Origin of the sequence: Dactylosporangium sp. CA-152071, assembly GCF_050936335.1 — a bacterium.
GTDB lineage: Bacteria > Actinomycetota > Actinomycetes > Mycobacteriales > Micromonosporaceae > Dactylosporangium > Dactylosporangium maewongense.
The window spans coordinates 1,892,758-1,910,969 of sequence record NZ_JBNJMZ010000002.1; the positions used below are offsets into that span (position 1 = coordinate 1,892,758).

Genomic DNA, 18,212 nt, shown 5'->3' on the forward strand with positions numbered 1-18,212 from the left:
CCCCCGGATCCGTGGCCCGCATGACCGGATCCGGGGACGATTGTCCTGTACGCACCGCAGTGCGTTCGATCGACCGGCGCGGCGGGTACCAGGTAGCCGACCCCGATCGAAGGAGGCGGCTCATGCAACCCATCGACGTGGCCACGCTACGGGCCGCACCGCGGCAGGCCCGGGTCTGGCTGCGCGCCGCGGGGCGCCAGGCCGGTCCGCTGAACGGCGTGCTCGGCTGGTGGGCGGTGACGAGCTTCGGCCTGCTGAGCCTGCTGCTCGCGGTCTTCGCGATGGTGTGGCCGTCGTCGGTACGGACGTTCGGCGCCGCCGCGGTCGGCTCATGGCTGCTGTTCGTCGCGCTCGGCCGGTTCGGCGGCGGGCAGCTGCTACGCGCCCGGTACGGCGGCGCCCGATGGTTCCAGGCCGGCGCGGCGCTGCTGGCGGTGGCCGGTGTGATCGTGATCCAGCTGCCGGCGTACGACCCGACGGTCGCGGTCGCGGCGATCAGCCTCGCCCTCGGTGTCGCGGCGGCCGGCGACGCCGGGGCCGCGGCGCAGTTCCCCAGCCTCGCCCGCGGCTGCCTGCGGATGCGGGCCCTGTGCGGTCTGGTCGCCGCGATGACGGTCGCCGTCGCGCCGGCGACCGGCCTCGTCGTCGCCGCCGCGTGCGTGGGACTCGGCGAGCTCACGTTCGCGGTGCGCCTCCTGCCGGAGGTGGAGCGGCTGTCCGGGATGCTCGACCGCGAAGCACCCTGGACAGACCCCGACGACGACCTCGGTTTCGTGCTGCCGCTGCCGGACGCCGACCGGCCGTAGGCGCTCGCCCGGTCTCCCCCCAGTATCGGGTCATGACGCGCGTCAGGGCTGCAGGAGGACCTTGACCGCGCGGCGCTCGTCCATCGCCCGGTACGCCTCGGCGGCCTGCTCGAGCGGGAGGGTCAGGTCGAACACCTTGCCCGGGTCGATCGTCCGGCTGGCGATGAGGTCGATCAGTTCGGGCAGGAACCGCCGTACCGGAGCGGGCCCGCCGTGCAGGTGGACGCCGGAGTAGAACAGCTCCCGCCCCGGCAGGCTGACGTCGTGGGAGACGCCGACGAAGCCGACGTGCCCGCCGGCGCGGGTGGCGCGGATGGCCTGCAGCATCGACTCCTGCGTGCCGACGGCCTCGATGACCGAGTGCGCGCCGAGCCCGCCGGTGAGGTCCTTGATCCGGGCGACGCCCTCGTCACCGCGCTCGGTGACGATGTCCGTGGCGCCGAAGTCCAGAGCCAGCTTCTGCCGGTCGGCGTGGCGGCTCATCGCGATGACCCGCTCGGCGCCGAGCTGCCGGGCGGCCAGGACGCCGAGCAGGCCGACGGCCCCGTCACCGACGACGGCCACGGTCTTGCCGGGTCCGGCCTGCGCGGCGTCGGCGGCGAACCAGCCGGTGCCGAGCACGTCGGACGCGGTGAGCAGGCTCGGGATCAGGTCGGCGTCCGGCTGGCCGGGCGTGGCGACGAGGGTGCCGTCGGCGAGCGGGACGCGGGTGTACTGGGCCTGGGAGCCGGTGCAGCCGGGCTGGCGGTTGACGCAGTGGGTCTGGTACCCGGCCCGGCAGATCTCGCACGTGTTGTCGCTGGCGAAGAACGTGCCGACGACGAACTGCCCCGGCTTGACCGTGCGGACGTCGCTGCCGACCTCCTCGACGACGCCGACGTACTCGTGGCCCATCGGCGCCGGCTCGCTCACCGCGTCGGCGCCGCGGTAGGGCCACAGGTCGGAGCCGCAGACACAGGCCGCGGCCAGGCTGATGATCGCGTCGGTCGGCTGCTCGACGGTCGGGTCCGGGCGGTCCTCGACGCGGACGTCGCGGGGGCCGTGCAGGACGGTTGCTCGCATGGTGCTGCTCCTCCGTGGATGTGATGTCAGCCGGCGAAGACCTGCTTGGCGACGGTGATCGCGGTCATGGCTTTCGGCCAGCCGGCGTAGAACGCGAGATGGGTGATGGCTTCGATGAGCTCGGTCTCGGTCAGGCCGTTCTCCCTGGCGCGACCGAGGTGGAAGCGCAGCTGCTCGGCGTCACCGCCGGCGACCAGGGCCGCGACGGTGACGAGGCTGCGGTCGCGGGCGGCCAGCTCGCCGCGGTTCCACACATCGGCGAAGAGCACGTCGTCGGTGAGCTCGGCGAGCTTCGGGGCGATGTCGCCGACGGCGCGGCGCCCACCGCCGACCTGCTTCGGCTGCTCGGGCATCGGGAAGTCCCTCCGGTCGGGATGGTCGGGATGGTCGGGATGGTCGGGATGGTCAGGCCTGGTTGCCGGCGACGTACTGCACGGCTTCGGTGGCGGCCCACGAGGCGAGCAGGGCAAGGGCCTGCGCGGCCGGTGAAGCCGGTGCGGCGGCGTAGATCGTCATGCAGATGCCGTCCTCGGCCCGCAGATCCATGGTTTCGTAGGCCAGCTCGAGCTCGCCGACGATGTGATGGCGGAACGTCTTGGTGCCGGTGCCGTGGATGCGCACGTTGTGCGCCGCCCAGCGGCGGCGGAAGTCGTCGCTGCGGGTCGACAGCTCGCCGACCAGGTCGTGCAGTCCCTTGTCGCGCGGATCCTTGCCCGCGGCGGTCCGCAGGTTCGCCACGAGCATGTCGGCGGCGAGGTTCCAATCCGGGTAGAAGCGGCGCGCCGCGCTGTCGAGGAACGTGAACCGGCCGAAGTTCGGCGCGCCGGCGGCGCTCGCGTAGACGTCGCTGTACATGGCGCGGCCGAGCAGGTTGGCGGCGAGCAGGTCCTGCCGGTTGTTCACCACGATCGCCGGTGCGGTGATCGAGTCCAGTGTCCATTGCAGACTCGGCCGCACGGTGAATCGCTTGGGCCGGTGACTCGGCCGAACCAGCACGCTGCTGCCGTTGGCCTCCTGGGCCAGGCGCATCAGATGCGCGCGTTCGGCGTCGTCGAGCCGCAGGGCGCGGGCGATCGCCTCCAGGACCCCGGCGGAGACGCCGGCCAGCGCGCCGCGTTCGAGCTTGGCGTAGTACTCGACGCTCATTCCCGCCAGCGACGCCACCTCGCTGCGGCGCAGCCCGGGCACGCGCCGCTGCCCGGCCGTCGGTACGCCCGCCTGCTCCGGGGTCATCTTCGCGCGGCGCGTGGTGAGAAAATCTCGCACCTCGGCTCGGTTGTTCACACCTTCGACGGTACGGCGCGGCTGGCTGAGCTGCGATGTACTCCTGGTACACGCCTCAGCGGCGCCTTCGCACACCACACCGGGACATCGACGCTCGCCGTTTTCCACGAGGTGCCCGACGCTCGTCCGGGACGAAATCGCGGTCGCGACAGATGTCGAACGGCGACATGGCATAATGCATTGGCACGCGAACGGTTGCCCATTGATGGGCTTGTGCGGCGAATGTCGGTCATCGCTATTGGTGAACATTCGCGCAATGAAGCCGTATCCGGAAGTTCCCGTAAATCGCCGGGCACGCCCGTTGATCGATTTGCCCCTTGTCGCCCGAAGCGCCGCGCCGGCCGCCCGGCCGGGCCGGACCGGCTCCGAGCCATCTCCGAGCTGTCCATTGTGGACGAAAGTGTGCGCGACCTGGTGTCCCTGCGCAGGGCCGTGATAGGCCCTATGAGATCAACTGGCGCCCCCGGAGCAACACACGCGCCCCCAACCAACCAGAGGAGAACCGATCGTGCGCAAATCTGGGTTGAACCCCAGGCGCTGGCGGGGCAGGACGCTAGCCGCGTTCACTGCCGCCGCCGTCGTGGCGACGGGCGCGGTAACCGCCGCGCCCGCCGCTGCCGATCCCAAGCCCAACCCCGGAAAAGCCCATGACGTCGACGGGCACGGCCCGCGCGACGTCGACAACCGCCGCGGCGGCAAGGCGCCGACCGCGAAGCAGAAGGCGGCCGCCGACCGTGTCGGCGGCGCGAAGGTCCGCTGGAACTCGCTCGGTCAGCCCGAGGCCGTCGGCCCGGACAAGGCCCTGGCCACCGGCCTGACCGGCGACCCGGTCGCCGCGGCCCGCCAGTACCTGCTCGGCAACCAGGACCTGTACGCGCTGGACGCCCCGGCCGTCGCCGCGATGGAACCCCTGCTGGTCCAGCAGCTCGGCACCGGCAACGTCGTGCTGCTGCGGCAGACCTTCGGCGGCCTGCCGGCCGGCCACGACGGGCTCGTGTCGATCCTGATCGACAAGGGCAACGTCGTGCGGGTCACGTCGTCGCTGACGCGGGACACCGCCGCGCCGGAGCCGGCGACGCTGTCGGCGGCCGACGCCGTCGCCGCGGCCCTCGCCGACGCCGGTCTCACGGCCGGTCAGGTCAGCGAGCCCGACGTCATCGAGGTCGGCGTGCCCACTCCGGAGGACGGGGTGCGCGCCGCCTATCAGGTGAGCCTGGTCTCCACCGATGCCGACAACCCCACGGCGTACTCGACCTTCGTCGACGCGCGCACCGGCGGCATCCTGGTCCGCGAGGACATGGTCGACTTCGACTCCGACAACCCGACCTGGGCCGTCTTCCCGGCGACCGCGCCGCAGACGCTCCCGGCGGGCACCGACCCGCGGGTGACGTGGTGCTTCACCCCGGCGGCCAACTGCATCAAGCCCGTGAAGGACGCCGCATCGGGCAAGGCCTGGGACGTCAACCAGGTGACCGGCCAGCCGACGTTCACCTCGTCGGGCAACGCGGCCAACAACGTGGTGCAGTGGGGTGGCGGCGTCGCCGCGTTCCCGGCGGCGACCCGGACGGACCGCAACTACACCTACCCGTTCACCGACGCGTGGCACGAGGCCAAGTGCAACCCCGACGTGTTCACCGCGGCCGGGCGCAACGACGGCGACGCGGCCGTGTCGAACCTGTTCGCCATGCACAACCGGATGCACGACTTCAGCTACCACCTGGGCTTCACCGAGGCCGCGTGGAACATGCAGGTCGTCAACATCCAGCCCGGCGGCCTGGGTAACGACCCGGAGCAGGGGCGCGCCCAGTCCGGCGCCCTCAGCGGCAGCCGCAACAACGCCAACCAGAGCACCGGCCGCGACGGCCAGGCGCCGACGACCAACATGTACCTGTGGCAGCCCGTGGCCGGCTCGGCGTACCCGCCGTGCGTCGACGGCGACTACGACATGACCGTCATCGGCCACGAGTACACCCACGCCATCACCAACCGCATGATCGCCGGGCCGAACAACGGCATCACCGGCACGCAGGGCGGCTCGATGGGTGAGGGCTGGGGCGACCTGGTGGCGGCCGAGTACCTGTTCGAGAACGGCCTGCGCGCCGCCGGCGACACCCCGTTCGTCACGGGCGCGTACGTCACCGGCAACATGCACGAGGGCATCCGCGACTACGACGCCAGCAAGAGCCCGCTGAACTACTCGGACTTCGGGTTCGACCTGGTCGGTCCCGAGGTGCACGCCGACGGCGAGATCTGGGTGGCCACCAACCTGCGGGTGCGGCAGGAATTCATCAACCGCTACGGCCTGGGCACGCCCGAGCTGCAGCAGCAGTGCGCCGACGGTGCCGTCGACGCCGCCTCCTGCCCCGGCAACCGGCGCTGGATCCAGCTGATGTTCGACTCGTACCTGCTGCAGGCGGCCAGCGGCGCCACCATGACCAGCATGCGCGACAACATGCTGGCCGCGGACCTCGTCCGCTTCGGCGGGGCCAACCAGGACATCATCTGGAAGGCGTTCGCCGAGTCGGGCCTGGGTGAGGGCGCGACGGGTTCGTCGTCGGACACCGACCCGACGCCGAGCTTCCACTCGCCGTACGCCGACAACGCCACGGTGACCCTCCGGCCGATGGCCGGTTCCTCGGGCGCGAACGTCACGCTGTACGTCGGCGACTACGAGGCACGGGTGACCCCGGTGGCCGACACCGACCCGTCGACCCCGCTGCCGGACACGTTCCAGATCCTGCCCAACACCGAGTTCCACTTCGTGGTCAACGGCAAGGGCTGGGGCAGCCAGAAGTTCACCGCTTCCTTCAAGCCCGGCAAGGCGCAGGACCTCAAGCTGAAGCTGCCGCAGAACGTGGCCTCCTCGACGCTGGGCGCGGTGGCGTCCGGTGACGGCGTCAACGTCGACAAGATCAACGACGAGACCGAGGGCACCAACTGGGCGTCGGTGAACGGCGTGGCCGGCAAGCAGGTCACGATCGACCTGGCCGGCGACAAGCCGGTCAACGTCCACTCGCTCAACGTCAGCGCCATGCTGCGCCCGGCCCTCCGAGGCGATGTCGACGCCAGCACGGCGAACCAGAACCGGTTCAGCGCGCTGCGCTCGTTCGCGGTCCTCACCTGCGACGCCACCACGGCCGACTGCAGCAAGGACTCGAGCTACACGGAAACGTTCCGCAGCACCGACGACGCCTTCCCGGGCGGCGCCTGGCGTCCGGTGGCGCCGCAGCTGAACCTGCGCGCCTTCGACATCCACCCGACGCTGGCCACGCACGTGCGTGTGGTCGTGCTGACCAGCCAGTGCACGGGCAACCCGCTGTACGCCGGTGAGCAGGACAACGACCCGCGGGCGAACACGGACTGCGCTGCCAACAGCCAGTTCCGCAACGAGGTCCGCATCGCCGAGGTGCAGGTCTTCGGCTCCAGCGGCAAGATCACGCCGGAGCAGTAGCCCGGCACCGTCAGGGCCCCGTCGGCGTCGTCCGGCGGGGCCCGCACGGGCGCTGGTGTCGTCAGCCGCGGCGAGGTCCCGCCGCATGATCCGGTAGGGCGCGGGTAGCTGTGGGCGAGCCGGATCAGGACGCCGGAGGAAACCAGGATACGACCCTCAGCACCAGCTAGGAGGACGTCATGGTAAGCCTGCCCAAGCGGAACCCGGAAAAAGACCACCTGCTGACTCCGGAGAACGCGGCCCTCGTCATCATCGACTACCAGCCGCCGCAGATCTACACGGTGCGGTCCATGGACACGGGCCGGATGGTCAACAACATCATCGCCCTCGCGCGCCTCGCCCGGGTGTTCAATGTTCCGACCATTCTCTCGACCGTCAACGTGAAGTCCGGCGTGAACCCGGACACGATCCCGCAGTTGAGGAACGAGATCGCCGACCTTCCCTCGTACGACCGGACGCAGATCAACGCGTGGGAAGACAAGGAGTTCCTGGACGCGGTGAAGGCCACGGGCCGCCGCAAGCTCATCATGTGCGCGTTGTGGACGGAGGCGTGCCTGCTGTTCCCGAGCCTGGACGCGCTCAACGAGGGATACCAGGTGTTCCCGGTCGTCGACGCGCTCGGCGGCACCACGATCGAGGCGCACGACAACGCGCTCGAGCGCATCAACCACGCCGGAGCCCAGCCCACGACGTGGAACTCGGTGGCGTGTGAGCTCCAGCGCGACTGGGCCCGCACGGAGACGGTCGAGGGCTTCCTGCAGACCGTCATCGACCAGAACGAGGACTGGGGCTGGTACGAGGAGATGCGGGGACGCGGCAAGCGGCTCCAGGTCCCGGTGGGCGCGCGATAGCCGACCGGATCATCTCCCGCACCGCGTCGGCCTCCGACCCGCCGGAAACGGGTCGAAGGCCGATCCTGTGGGTCGGTCATGAGGGCTTCCGGATGACCATGAACCTGTGCTCGGTGCGCCGGGCGAACTTCATGGATCCGCGCAGTCCAGGGATGCTCTCCATCATCCCGAAGACCGGGATCAGCAGGATGACGACCGGAGGCTCCCACCACTTGCGCCGGCCGTCGCCGGACACCACGGCGTTGAGCCGCAGGCCCTCCCAGTACATCCAGATCGTGTAGGCCATGTTCAGCGCCCAGAACGGAATGATGAAGAGCGCCACCGGAGAGGTGTTGCGTTCGGCGACAAGGATGCTGAGCGTCATGACGACCGCGACGTTCGTGATCGGGCCGACGACCCACGACGCCACCGAGTACCCGAGCAGCAGCCGGTTCCGCAGCTGCAGCGACCGGTTGAACACCAGGGCCGTCAGCCCCCACGACCAGCGTTCGCGCTGACGGACGAAGTCGCGGAGGCCGGCGGGCGACGCGCCGTAGCACCGCCCGCTGAACCAGGCGCTCCGGCCCTTGTAGCGGGCACTGAAGATCAGCGCGAACTGCGCGTCCTCGACGATGCTCCGGGGGCCGAAGTCCCAGCCGATCGTCGCCTCGATCGACGCCCGCACCAGCAGGAGCTCGCCGTGCACGCCCGCGCGCGGGGTGCCGCTGCCGGTCCAGGCCGAGAAGCGCCCGACGTCCTCGGCCGGCCGGACCGAGTCCGCGAGCCAGGTGAGCGTGTTCACGGCGTATTCGCGCGGGTACGTCAGGACGCCCTGAGCCAGGTGCTTGGCGTCGGCGCCGGCCTCGACCTGCTCCTCGATGAACCGGGCCATGGTCAGGGCGGTGTCGGGGCCGACTCCGGTGTCGTCGTCCATGTGCAGCACCCACACGTCGTCGCGGTTCTCCCGCTCGTGGATCCGCAGCTCGTGCGAGTAGTTGGTGACCCGCGCCTTGAACTTCGTCCCGTTCGCGGTGTGGTACCGGCTCGGCACGACGACGAGCCGGATCAGCTCGCTCCGCGCGGCCAGCCCGGCGATCCTGTCCGCCGCCTCGCAGCCCTCGTCGATGACGATGTCGATCCGCAGCCGCGGGAAGCACGGGGGCAGGTAGGTGAGGTAGGACTGCACCGAGCGCTTGAGCGCGGGGTAGGTGTCGTTCCGCCCGATGGTGGGGACGACGACGATCAGGAAGCCCGCGCTCACCGTCACCCCGCGGCCGGACCAGCGCGCCTCCGACTCGCGCAGTGTCCTGCGGGTCCGCCGGATGCCGACGATGCCGGTGATCGTGGTGATGATGGGCCAGGTCCACAGCACGGTCAGCGGCCAGCTGAGCGCGCCGGTGGCGAACGGGTTGACGAACCAGAAGTCACTCGCCACGACGAGCAGATAGGACAGGATCAGCGGCCAGTATCCCGGCCGCCAGCGGGCGAGGCCGCGGTGCGGCCCTCGCGCCTGCCTCGGGCCGGACGGGGTCTGCGTCACCTGGGGCTGCCCTGTGGCCTGCGCTTCCCGGTCCGCGAGCCAGGCGTCGCGATGATGCCAGGCGTCCCGGTCAGGAGTCGCGGTCTTCGACGCTCTCACGTTCGCCTCCCCCTGCGTGCGCGTTGTCGCTGGGCGATGGGCTACTACCCGTGGACAGCTCAGGGGTGGCTTGGGCGATGGTGCGGAAGTCGGCCCTACTTTCGGAGTAGTACCGATGTAGCGGGCCGTTGCCGCTACAGGCCGGCGGGGGCGGCGGCGCCCCCGCCCGCGACTGCCGCTCTACCGGGCCATCGCCCGATCGCCGTAGACGGTGGCTTCCTTCGCGGTCGCCTTGATGCCGTTGGCGCTGTTGAAGAGGTGCTGGCCCCACTCGGTCAACCGGCCGGGGTCGAAGCCGGTGGCCAGGTCGAGGTACTCGACGCCGCCGCTGTTGCCGCTCCACGACCAGCCCAGGTATCCGATCCCGCGGGACTGCGCCTCGTTCATGATGGTGTCCTCGTCCACGTCGCCGTCGGTGTGCTTCCACCCGAACTCACCGACCACCAGCGGCAGCCCGGCGTTCTGGAAGGCGTCGTAGTAGTCGGTGACCTTCGAGGCGGTGCCGTACACGCCGTACATGTGGACCGAGAACACGATGTTGCGCCGCGGGTCGCTGTTGAACACCGACGTGGCGTTGCTGCGCATGACGCCCGACCAGTCCTGTCCCCAGTTCGGCCCGTCGACCATGATCAGGTGCCGCAGGCCGGCGTCGCGCAGCTTCTTGACCGCGCCGCTCGTCGCGCCGGCCCAGCCCGCGGTGTCGTTGTTGCCGTACGGCTCGTTGCCGACGTTGATGACGACGAAGTTCTCCTGGCCGGCGAGGACGCTCTTCAGCCCGGTCCAGTACCCGGCGGCCGCATCCAGGTCGGTGGCCTCGTCCTTCTCGCCGTGCCCGGTGGTGTCGTGGTACTCCAGGACACAGATGAGCCGGTTCTGCTTGCACTTCGCGATGACGTCGGACACCTCGCCGGCGCCGACGTCGTTCGTCAGCACGACCCGCAGGGCGTTGGCACCCAGCCGTTTGATGTCGGCGAACGCCTGGTTCTGGTCCTTGTGCCAGGCGTACGGGTGACTGACGCCGCGCATGACGAAGCTGTTGCCGTTGGCCTCGACGATGTTCCTGCCGCTGACGTGGAGCCCGGGCCCGGTCCCCGTCTGCAGCGACTGCGACGACCGGGACGGGTGCTTGACGGCGAGCATGAACGCGATGAGCGCGGCGCACACCACTCCCACGGTAATGACTGCTTTTCTCATGATCTCCCTAGGCTTCGGTCGCCGACCGGAGAAGGCACGGGCGACTCCACGCCACGCGGCAGGCGCACACGTGGCGGGGTTGAGTCGGGCAAGGAAGCGGGCGGCGCCGGCGGCCACCTCGCCACCGGGTGGCCACACAGGACCCGAAGGACGCCCTGAACCCGGCGACGTGCCGCCGAGTGTACGGCCCCGCCGATCACCCGCAAAGTCATCCTGGCGCGTTGCCGCACGTCAGCGGCCCTGACGACCCACCATCCGGAGCGTCGGCATCGCGGTACACCTATCTGTAAAGAAACTGTACGATACTGCCGGGTGATCGATGAACGCCGCGGTGACACGGAAGGACCGGTGGCATGGCAGAACAGATCATGGTCGCCTTCGAGGGTGAGGGTGCCGGTGTCGACGACCTGTCCTGGGGCCAGCTGGACCTGTGGATGGCGATGCGCCGCCAGAACTCCTGGCTGCCCATGGGCGGCGCGACGCCGCTGCCCGACGGCACCAGCCTCGCCGACGTCGTGGAGAACCTCCGCTACCTGATGAGCCGCTACCAGCCGATGCGGACCCGGCTGCGCTTCGACGCCGACGACCGGCCGTCCCAGGTGGTGTCCAGCTCGGGTGAGATCGCGCTGGACGTCGTCGAAGCGGGCGATGACGACGACCCGGCGGAGCTCGCCGACGCGATGCGGCGGCGGTACGAGGAGACCGACTACGACTACGTGACGCAGTGGCCGATGCGGATGGGTGTGGTGGTCCGGTCCGGACGGCCGACGCACCTCGTCGCCATCATGTGTCACCTGGTCACCGACGGCTCGGGCGCCGCGGTGATGATCGCCGAGTCCGGCGCGCGGGTGGCCACGCCGGTCAAGGGGATGCAGCCGCTGGAGCAGGCCCGCTGGCAGCGCTCACCGGCCGGTGTCCGGCAGAACGAGGCGGCGCTGCGCTACTGGGAACGGCTGCTGCGGACCATCCCGTCCCGCCGGTTCGCCGGCTCGGACGACCCGCGGCAGCCACGCCACTGGCGGGGCGAGTTCAGGTCCCAGGCCCTGCACCTGGCGACGCAGGCGATCGCCGCCCGGGCCGGCATGGACGCCTCGCCGGTGCTGATGGCCGTCTACGGGGTGGCCCTGCACCGGATGACCGGGATCAATCCGGTGGTGTTCCGGCCCACGGTGAACAACCGGTTCCGCCCCGCCCTCGCCGACGTGGTGTGCACCGTCGCCGAGAGCGGTCTCTGCGCGCTGGATGTCGCGGGGGTACCGTTCTCCGAGGCGCTGGCGCGGACCCAGCGGGCGGCGATGACGGCGTACAAACACGCCTACTTCCATCCGGTACACCTGCAGGACCTGATCGCGAGCGTGGCCGCGGAGCGGGACCCCGACTTCGACCTCGGCTGCTTCTACAACGACCGGCGCATCACCACCCGGGCGGGCGCCACCGGCCCGGCCCCGACGCCGGACCAGATCCGCGAGGCGCTCTCCGGCGGCGACACCACGTTCCGCTGGACGATCCAGCAGGACGACCCATTCGAGCGGCTGTTCGTCCACATCGACGACGTGCCGGACACGATCCAGATCACCGTGTTCATGGACACCCACTTCGTCTCGCCCGGCGACGCGGAAGCGTTCCTGCGCGGAATGGAGGAGGTCGCCGTCGAGGCCGCGCTCGACCTGGTGCCGCAAGGCCAGGCCCGGTAGGACGACGCCTTCCCGGTTCAGCGGGCCCGGCGCGGGTAGGTGTACATCTGCCCCTGCGCCCGCCTCCGGGAAGGACGCGTCGATGGATGACACCGCACGGGCCGGCAGGATCGCCGCCGAGCTTGCTTCCCGCGACGTCCACGCGGTCGCCCTCACCTGGGTCGACAACGCCGGCATCACCAGGGTGAAGACGGTGCCGGTCCGCCGGCTCACCCACGCGGCCGGCTGGGGCGTCGGCATGTCGCCGGTCTTCGACGTGTTCCTCGTCGACGACTCGGTCACCACCAGCGAGCACGTCGGCGGGCCGGCCGGGGACCTGCGGCTGTTCCCCGACCTGGACCGCGCCACAGTCCTGGCCGCGCAGCCGCACTGGGCCTGGGCGCCGGCCGACCGGCGGACCCAGGAAGGCGAACCGTGGCCGTGCTGCCAGCGGACGCTGGCCCGCACCGCCGCCGCCCGCGCCGCCGAGACCGGCCTCGAGCTGCGGATGGCGTTCGAGGTGGAGTGGTTCCTCGCCACCGCCGACGGCGAACCGGCCGCGACCGGGCCCGCCTACGGGATGACCCGCGTCGTCGAGGCGGCGGCCTACCTCGACGAGCTGTACCAGGCCCTCGACGCGCAGGACGTGCCCGTCGAGCAGATCCACCCGGAGTACTCGCCGGGCCAGTTCGAGGTGTCCGTCGCCGCCGCCGACCCGGTGCTCGCCGCGGACCGGACGGTGCTGGTCCGCCAGACCGTCCGGGCCGTGTCCCAGCGGCACGGCCTGCGGGTGTCGTTCGCCCCCGTCGTCAGCGCCGGCCAGGTCGGCAACGGCCAGCACCTGCATGTCTCGGCGCGCCGCGACGGGCAGACGCTGTTCAGCGGGGGTGCCGGGCCGCACGGGCTGCGCCCGGCCGGCGAGGCCGCGATGGCCGGGCTCCTGCGGCGGCTGCCGGCGCTCGCCGCGCTCGGCTCCCCCGGTGTCGCCAGCCGGCTCCGGCTGGAGCCGCAGCACTGGGCCGCGCCGTTCCGCTGCTGGGGGCACGAGAACCGGGAGGCCGCCCTGCGGCTGGTCACCGGCAGCCCCGGCGAACGCGACCGGGCCGCCAACGTCGAGGTCAAGTGCTGCGACGGCGCCGCCAACCCGTACCTCGTCGTCGCCGCCGTGACCGAGATCGTCGCCGCCTCGTGCGGGTACGACCTGCCGCTGCCCGCCGAGGTGCCGGGCGACCCGGCGCTCCTGCCCGAGGACCGCCGCCCCGAACGGCTGCCGCAGACGGCCGACGCCGCCGTCGCCGCGCTGCGCGCCGACGACCTGCTGGCCGGCCTGCTCGGACCGGCACTGCTGGAGGCGTACTGCGCGGTCCAGCTCGCCGAGGCCGACCGGTTCGCCGGCGCGACCCCGCAGGAGATCGTCGAGGCGACCCGGTGGAGGTACTGACCGACGGGCTGATCGACGGGCTGATCGACGGGCACTGTCACCGGGTGCTGGCCCGCGACCTCGACCGGGCCGCGTTCGAGACCGCCTGCACCGAGGCCGACCTGCCGCCCCCGCCGGGTGTGTCCTATCTGGACAGCCGGGTCGGGCTCGCCGTGCGCCGCTGGTGCGCCCCCGCCCTCGGCCTGCCGGTCCACGCGCCCGCCGACGACTACCTGGCCCGCCGCGCCGAGCTCGGCTGGTGGGCCACGACCGGGGCCCTGCTGCGCGCCGCCGGCCTCGCCGAGCTGCTCGTCGACACCGGCCTCGACGACCCGGACCTGCTCGGCGATGCCGGCCTCGCCGCGGCCTCCGGCGCCCGCGTCCGCGAGGTCGTCCGCCTCGAACGCGTCGCCGAGACGCTCCCCGCCGACACCGGCGCCGCCGAGTTCGCCGCCGCCTTCGCCGCCGCCCTTGACGGCCGGGTCCGCACCGCCGCCGCCGTCAAGTCCGTCGCCGCCTACCGCCACGGCCTCGCCGTCCCCGCGCGGCCGCCCCCGCCGCGCGCCGTCCAGCGGGCCGCCGGCGCGTGGCTGCGCGGCGGGGGCGGCCGGATCACCGACCCGGACCTGCTCGGCCACCTGCTGTGGGCGGGCGTCGGCACCGGCCTGCCGCTGCAATTGCACACCGGCTTCGGCGACCGCGACCTCGCGTTGCACCGCGCCGACCCGGCCCTCGCCCAGCCGTTCCTCGCCGCGCTCGACCCGCGGGGCGCGCCGGTCGTCCTGCTGCACTGCTACCCGTTCCACCGCAACGCCGGCTGGCTCGCCCAGGTGTACCCGCACGTGCACGTCGACGTCGGCCTCACCCTCACCCACGTCGGCGACGCGGTCCTGCCCGAGTTCTTCGAGCTGGCGCCGTTCGGCAAACTGCTGTTCTCCACCGACGCCTACCTGCTGCCCGAGCTGTACCTCGTGGGCGCCGCCCGCTTCCGGCACGCCCTGCGCCGCCTGCTCGACACCTGGCGCGCCGACGACAGCGTCAGCATCGCCGACGCCGAGCGGATCACCGCGCTGGTCGGCGCCGGCAACGCCCGCCGGCTGTACGGCCCGGGAACCACACTCTCCGCGCCGGTGACGTAACCGACCGCGTCGACACGTTCTAACAGCATGTTGCCGTAGGCAGTCCCGCCGCGGCCGCCAACTGGGCAGGGAGTTCCTTTCACGATAGGAGAAACCCATTCGGCGACGTCAATACATCTTTGTAAGAGTCCGGTGCGGACGACCCTGATCGGGCCGCGATGATCGACTCGGTATCGTCGGGGTCATGCGGTACGTGGCGATCGGTGACAGCTTCAGCGAGGGTATGGGTGACGAGCGGGCGGACGGCATCCCGCGCGGGTGGGCCGATCTGGTCGCGGCCGCGCTCGGCGCCGCCGACCCGCAGTGGCGCTACGCCAACCTGGCGATCCGGGGCCGGCTGCTCGAACCGATCGTGACCACCCAGCTGGACGCCGCCCTCGCCATGTCGCCGCTGCCGACGCTGATCTCGCTCAACGGCGGCGGGAACGACATGATGCGCCGCGGCGCCGACCTCGCGCACCTCGTGCGGCTCATCGAGGGGGCGGTCGAGCGCTGCGCGGCGGCCGGGGTCCGTCTCATGGTCCTCAGCGGCGCCGACCCGTCGGACCACCTGCCGCTCGGGCGGGTGCTGCGCCGCCGCGCCGAGCAGCTCACCGAGGCGGTGCGGGAGCTGACCGCCCGCCACGGCGTGCTGTTCGTCGACTGCTTCGGCGACGCCGAGCTGCGCCGCGCCGGGTACTGGTCGGCCGACCGGCTGCACCTCAACGCCGCCGGCCACCGGCGGGTCGCGGGGCTCGTCCTGGCCGCCCTGGGCGTCCCCGGCGCCGAGCACCGGCTCGACGACACCGCGGCGGCGGCGCGCGGGCTGGTCGTCCAGGCCCGGTACTACCGCCAGCACGTCCTGCCGTGGGTGCTGCGCCGGGTCCGCGGCCGCTCGTCCGGCGACGGGCGCGTGGCGAAGTACCCGGCGTGGACCAGCGTCTCCTGAGCCGGCGGGCCGGGCTCAGGTCACCAGGCCGCGCCGGTACGCGTAGATGACCGCCTGCACCCGGTCGCGCAGATCCAGCTTGGTGAGCAGCCGCGACACGTACGTCTTCACGGTCTCGGGGCTGATGACCAGCGCGGCGGCGATCTCGGCGTTGGTCAGCCCTTCGGCGATGAGCCGGAGCACCTCCAGCTCGCGCGGGGTGAGCGGCGTGCCGGCCGGGCCGTCGGCGGCGGGCCGGATACGCGCGGCGTAGCGCCCGACGAGCTGCCGGGTCACCTCCGGGTCCAGCAGCGCGGCGCCGGCCGCCACGGTGCGGACGCCGTGCAGCAGCTGGGTGGTCGGCGCGTCCTTGAGCAGGAAGCCGCTCGCCCCGGCCCGGAGTGCCTCGTAGACGTACTCGTCGAGGTTGAACGTCGTCACCACCAGCACCTTCACGGGCTCGGCCACGCCGGCGCCGGCCAGCCGCCGGGTCGCCTCGATCCCGTCGAGGACCGGCATGCGCACGTCCATCACCACGACGTCCGGCCGTAGGCGCTCCGCCAGGCCGACCGCCGCCCGGCCGTCGCCGCACTCCCCGACCACCTCCATGTCGGGCTGCGCGCCGATGATGGTGACGAATCCCGTCCGTACGAGGGCCTGGTCGTCGGCGACCAGCACGCGGATCGTCACAGCGGGATCCGGGCGGTCGTGGTGAAGCCGCCGTCGGGCCGCGGCGCCGCGGTGAACGTGCCGCCGAGGGCCCGGACGCGCTCGGCGAGGCCGCTCAGGCCGCGACCGCCGTCGGTGGAGACCTCGACCGTGAGCTCGTCCGGGCCGTGATGGAGGTGCACGACGGTACGGCGGCCGTGGGCGTGCTTGAGCGCGTTGGTCAGCGACTCCTGGACCACGCGGTGGGCGACGGCCTCCGGGTCGCCGGGCGTCTCCCGGGGCGTGCCGGACTCCGTGACCTCGACCGGCTGGCCGGCGCCGCGGGCCTGATCGACCGGTGCGCGGAGGTCGGCCTGCCCGCCGTGGCCGGGGTCCAGGACGTCCAGGAGCCGGCGCAGGTCGGAGATGGCGCGGCGGCCCGTGCCGGCGACGGCGGTCAGCGACCCGTCCAGGCGGTCGGGCGCGGCGGTCAGGTACCGGGCCGCCTCGGCCTGCACGACCATCGCCGTCACGTGGTGGGTGACGACGTCGTGCAGGTCGCGGGCGATCCTGGCCCGCTCGGCGGCGCGGGTGCTCTCCGCGACGTGCCGGCGGCGCTCGGCCTCGGCGGCGCGGGTGACGCGCAGCCACGCGCCGATCCCCCACGCGAGCGCCACGGCGAGATAGAACGTGAGGTACCCGGTGACGCCTTCCGCCGAGCCCCGCCGGTCCAGGGCCACGGCGAGCGGCACGTACGCCACCGTCACCGCCACCGCCGTGAGCACGCGGACCCGGCGAGCAGCACCTGGACGCTCGGCGGGGAGCGCGTCCCCGCCGAGGTGGGCGCCAGCGCTCATCAGGGCGATGGGCAGGGCGGTGCCGGCGACGAGGTGGTAGCCGAGGAGCTGGTCGGCCGCGAACCCCGCCGCGACGAGCGCCAGGCACAGCGCCGGCCGGCGCCGCCGGAGCACCAGCGGCAGGCACTCGAGCGCGGCGACCGCGACGGCCCACCCGTCGAACGGGCGGGCCGGCAGGTCCTCGGCGAGGCGCGTGCCGTAGCCGTGCAGCGCCGGCACGAGCGAGGCGGCGGCGAGCAGCAGCGCGAGTGGCAGGTCCCGGACCGTGACGTCGAGACCCGCCCACCGCTCCCGGAGCCGCTGGGCGTCGATCACCGGCCGAGCGTAGCGGCCGGGCGGCGGCTCCGGCGTGGCAGCACGCGGCCCCGGCGCCGGGCGAGGGCCATGAAGGCCACGGTGGCCGTCACGCCGCCGACGACCGACGCCAGGCTCGCCTCGGGGCCGAACGCGCCGCCGGACAGCAGCACCGGCCCGGACAACGCGCCGTCGAGCAGCCCCTGCGCCGTGTCGTTGCCGGAGACGTCGGTGCCGAAGACGCCCGCCTCCGCGAAGTTCCAGGCCCAGTGCAGGCCGATCGGCAGCCACAGGGTGCGGGTCGCGGCATAGGCGGCGCCGAGCATGCCGCCCGCCTCGATCGCGATGGCGACCGCGCCCCACAGGCTGGCGTGCGGGTTGAGCAGATGCATGAGGCCGAAGAGCGCGCCGGTCAGGGCGAGGGCGGTCCAGGTGCCGGTGCGGGCCTCGACGACGCGGAACAGCACACCCCGGAAGATGAGCTCCTCGGTGACGGCGGCCGCGAGCATCAGGCCGAGCAGCGCGGCGGCGCCGGACAGCGATCCCCAGCCTTCGACGCGGTACCCGCCGAGGAGCGCGATCACGGCGATGACCGCTGTGAACAGGCCGGCGCCCAGGACCGCGCCGCGGCCGAACGCGGTGGCCGCGTCCTCACGGGGCAGGTCGGGCGACGGCCGGCGGCCGATCCGGACGTACACGACGAGGGCCAGGACCGCGGTGCCGGTGCCGGCGAGGAGGGTGAGCCACGGGTTGACGCCCGCGACGAGACTGCCGAGGAACGAGACCGCGAAGACCGCGGCGAGCTGCAGGAATGATCGCATGCAGTGAACGGTATGGATTCGCGTACGCCGGCGCGTCACCGCGCGGTGGACACCTGACCGTAGCTCGCTCGGGGGACACGCGTGGGCGGCCGAGGGAAGCGTGGACGCTGAAATACCTGATCCTCCGCCTGCGCGGAGGTTCCCGAGTCGAACGGAAACAGCAGGAAGCGCCCACATGGCCTCGGCC

Annotated in this window: 15 protein-coding genes; 7 read left to right on the forward strand and 8 right to left on the reverse strand. The window is 72.3% G+C overall.

What is annotated here, in order from left to right; genetic code table 11:
- The first annotated feature begins 122 nt into the window (after window positions 1-122).
- Window positions 123-806 carry a hypothetical protein gene (locus tag ACQEVZ_RS48290; RefSeq protein ID WP_433381336.1) on the forward strand — a complete coding sequence of 228 codons (684 nt, stop codon included), beginning with the start codon at window positions 123-125 and terminating at the stop codon, window positions 804-806.
- Window positions 807-848: 42 nt separating this feature from the next.
- On the opposite strand, the gene ACQEVZ_RS48295 is transcribed toward ACQEVZ_RS48290, so the two are convergent.
- Genes ACQEVZ_RS48295 through ACQEVZ_RS48305 form a run of 3 tightly spaced genes read right to left on the reverse strand, consistent with a single transcriptional unit; the run spans window position 849 to window position 3,152 of the window.
- Window positions 849-1,868 (reverse strand): zinc-dependent alcohol dehydrogenase family protein, encoded by a 1,020-nt coding sequence (locus ACQEVZ_RS48295; RefSeq protein WP_433381339.1) that lies wholly within the window; start codon window positions 1,866-1,868, stop codon window positions 849-851.
- Between the two features lie 26 nt (window positions 1,869-1,894).
- On the reverse strand, window positions 1,895-2,221 hold the full coding sequence (locus tag ACQEVZ_RS48300) for a carboxymuconolactone decarboxylase family protein (protein WP_344500117.1): 327 nt from the start codon (window positions 2,219-2,221) through the stop codon (window positions 1,895-1,897).
- 52 nt (window positions 2,222-2,273) lie between these two features.
- Window positions 2,274-3,152, reverse strand: a complete 879-nt coding sequence (locus tag ACQEVZ_RS48305; RefSeq protein ID WP_433381342.1) for a helix-turn-helix transcriptional regulator — start codon at window positions 3,150-3,152, stop codon at window positions 2,274-2,276.
- Between the two features lie 508 nt (window positions 3,153-3,660).
- Between ACQEVZ_RS48305 and ACQEVZ_RS48310 the strand changes: the two genes are divergently transcribed.
- Window positions 3,661-6,603 (forward strand): M36 family metallopeptidase, encoded by a 2,943-nt coding sequence (locus ACQEVZ_RS48310; RefSeq protein ID WP_433381345.1) that lies wholly within the window; start codon window positions 3,661-3,663, stop codon window positions 6,601-6,603.
- A gap of 179 nt (window positions 6,604-6,782) precedes the next feature.
- Entirely contained in the window at window positions 6,783-7,454 is a 672-nt protein-coding gene (locus ACQEVZ_RS48315) for a hydrolase (RefSeq protein WP_344500107.1), read from the forward strand.
- 76 nt (window positions 7,455-7,530) lie between these two features.
- Here the strand turns inward: ACQEVZ_RS48315 and ACQEVZ_RS48320 are convergent, their stop codons facing one another.
- Both ACQEVZ_RS48320 and ACQEVZ_RS48325 read right to left on the reverse strand, forming a co-directional pair.
- On the reverse strand, window positions 7,531-9,072 hold the full coding sequence (locus ACQEVZ_RS48320) for a glycosyltransferase family 2 protein (protein WP_433381348.1): 1,542 nt from the start codon (window positions 9,070-9,072) through the stop codon (window positions 7,531-7,533).
- 180 nt (window positions 9,073-9,252) lie between these two features.
- On the reverse strand, window positions 9,253-10,245 hold the full coding sequence (locus ACQEVZ_RS48325) for a glycoside hydrolase family 5 protein (RefSeq protein WP_433381351.1): 993 nt from the start codon (window positions 10,243-10,245) through the stop codon (window positions 9,253-9,255).
- A gap of 374 nt (window positions 10,246-10,619) precedes the next feature.
- On the opposite strand from ACQEVZ_RS48325, the gene ACQEVZ_RS48330 reads away from it, so the two are divergent.
- The 4 genes from ACQEVZ_RS48330 to ACQEVZ_RS48345 all read left to right on the forward strand — a co-directional run bounded on the left by ACQEVZ_RS48330 (window position 10,620) and on the right by ACQEVZ_RS48345 (window position 15,426).
- The gene (locus ACQEVZ_RS48330) at window positions 10,620-11,960 is read left to right on the forward strand and encodes a condensation domain-containing protein (protein WP_433381354.1); all 1,341 of its coding nucleotides are present in this window, start codon (window positions 10,620-10,622) and stop codon (window positions 11,958-11,960) included.
- Window positions 11,961-12,042: 82 nt separating this feature from the next.
- A complete protein-coding gene (locus ACQEVZ_RS48335; protein WP_433381357.1) occupies window positions 12,043-13,380 on the forward strand; it encodes a glutamine synthetase in 1,338 nt (445 codons plus the stop codon).
- A complete protein-coding gene (locus ACQEVZ_RS48340; RefSeq protein ID WP_433381360.1) occupies window positions 13,368-14,498 on the forward strand; it encodes an amidohydrolase family protein in 1,131 nt (376 codons plus the stop codon). The genes ACQEVZ_RS48335 and ACQEVZ_RS48340 overlap by 13 nt, the downstream gene beginning before the upstream one ends.
- Before the next feature lie 184 nt (window positions 14,499-14,682).
- Window positions 14,683-15,426 carry an SGNH/GDSL hydrolase family protein gene (locus ACQEVZ_RS48345; RefSeq protein WP_433381363.1) on the forward strand — a complete coding sequence of 248 codons (744 nt, stop codon included), beginning with the start codon at window positions 14,683-14,685 and terminating at the stop codon, window positions 15,424-15,426.
- A gap of 15 nt (window positions 15,427-15,441) precedes the next feature.
- Here ACQEVZ_RS48345 and ACQEVZ_RS48350 read toward each other — a convergent pair whose 3' ends face one another.
- The 3 genes from ACQEVZ_RS48350 to ACQEVZ_RS48360 are packed head-to-tail and all read right to left on the reverse strand — an operon-like array spanning window position 15,442 to window position 18,025.
- Window positions 15,442-16,095 (reverse strand): response regulator, encoded by a 654-nt coding sequence (locus ACQEVZ_RS48350; protein WP_433381366.1) that lies wholly within the window; start codon window positions 16,093-16,095, stop codon window positions 15,442-15,444.
- On the reverse strand, window positions 16,092-17,225 hold the full coding sequence (locus ACQEVZ_RS48355; protein WP_433381369.1) for a sensor histidine kinase: 1,134 nt from the start codon (window positions 17,223-17,225) through the stop codon (window positions 16,092-16,094). The genes ACQEVZ_RS48350 and ACQEVZ_RS48355 overlap by 4 nt, the downstream gene beginning before the upstream one ends.
- Complete coding sequence (locus tag ACQEVZ_RS48360) at window positions 17,222-18,025, reverse strand: lysostaphin resistance A-like protein (RefSeq protein WP_433381372.1); 804 nt, start codon at window positions 18,023-18,025, stop codon at window positions 17,222-17,224. Before ACQEVZ_RS48360 ends, ACQEVZ_RS48355 begins: the two co-directional genes overlap by 4 nt.
- Between the last annotated feature and the right edge of the window lie 187 nt (window positions 18,026-18,212).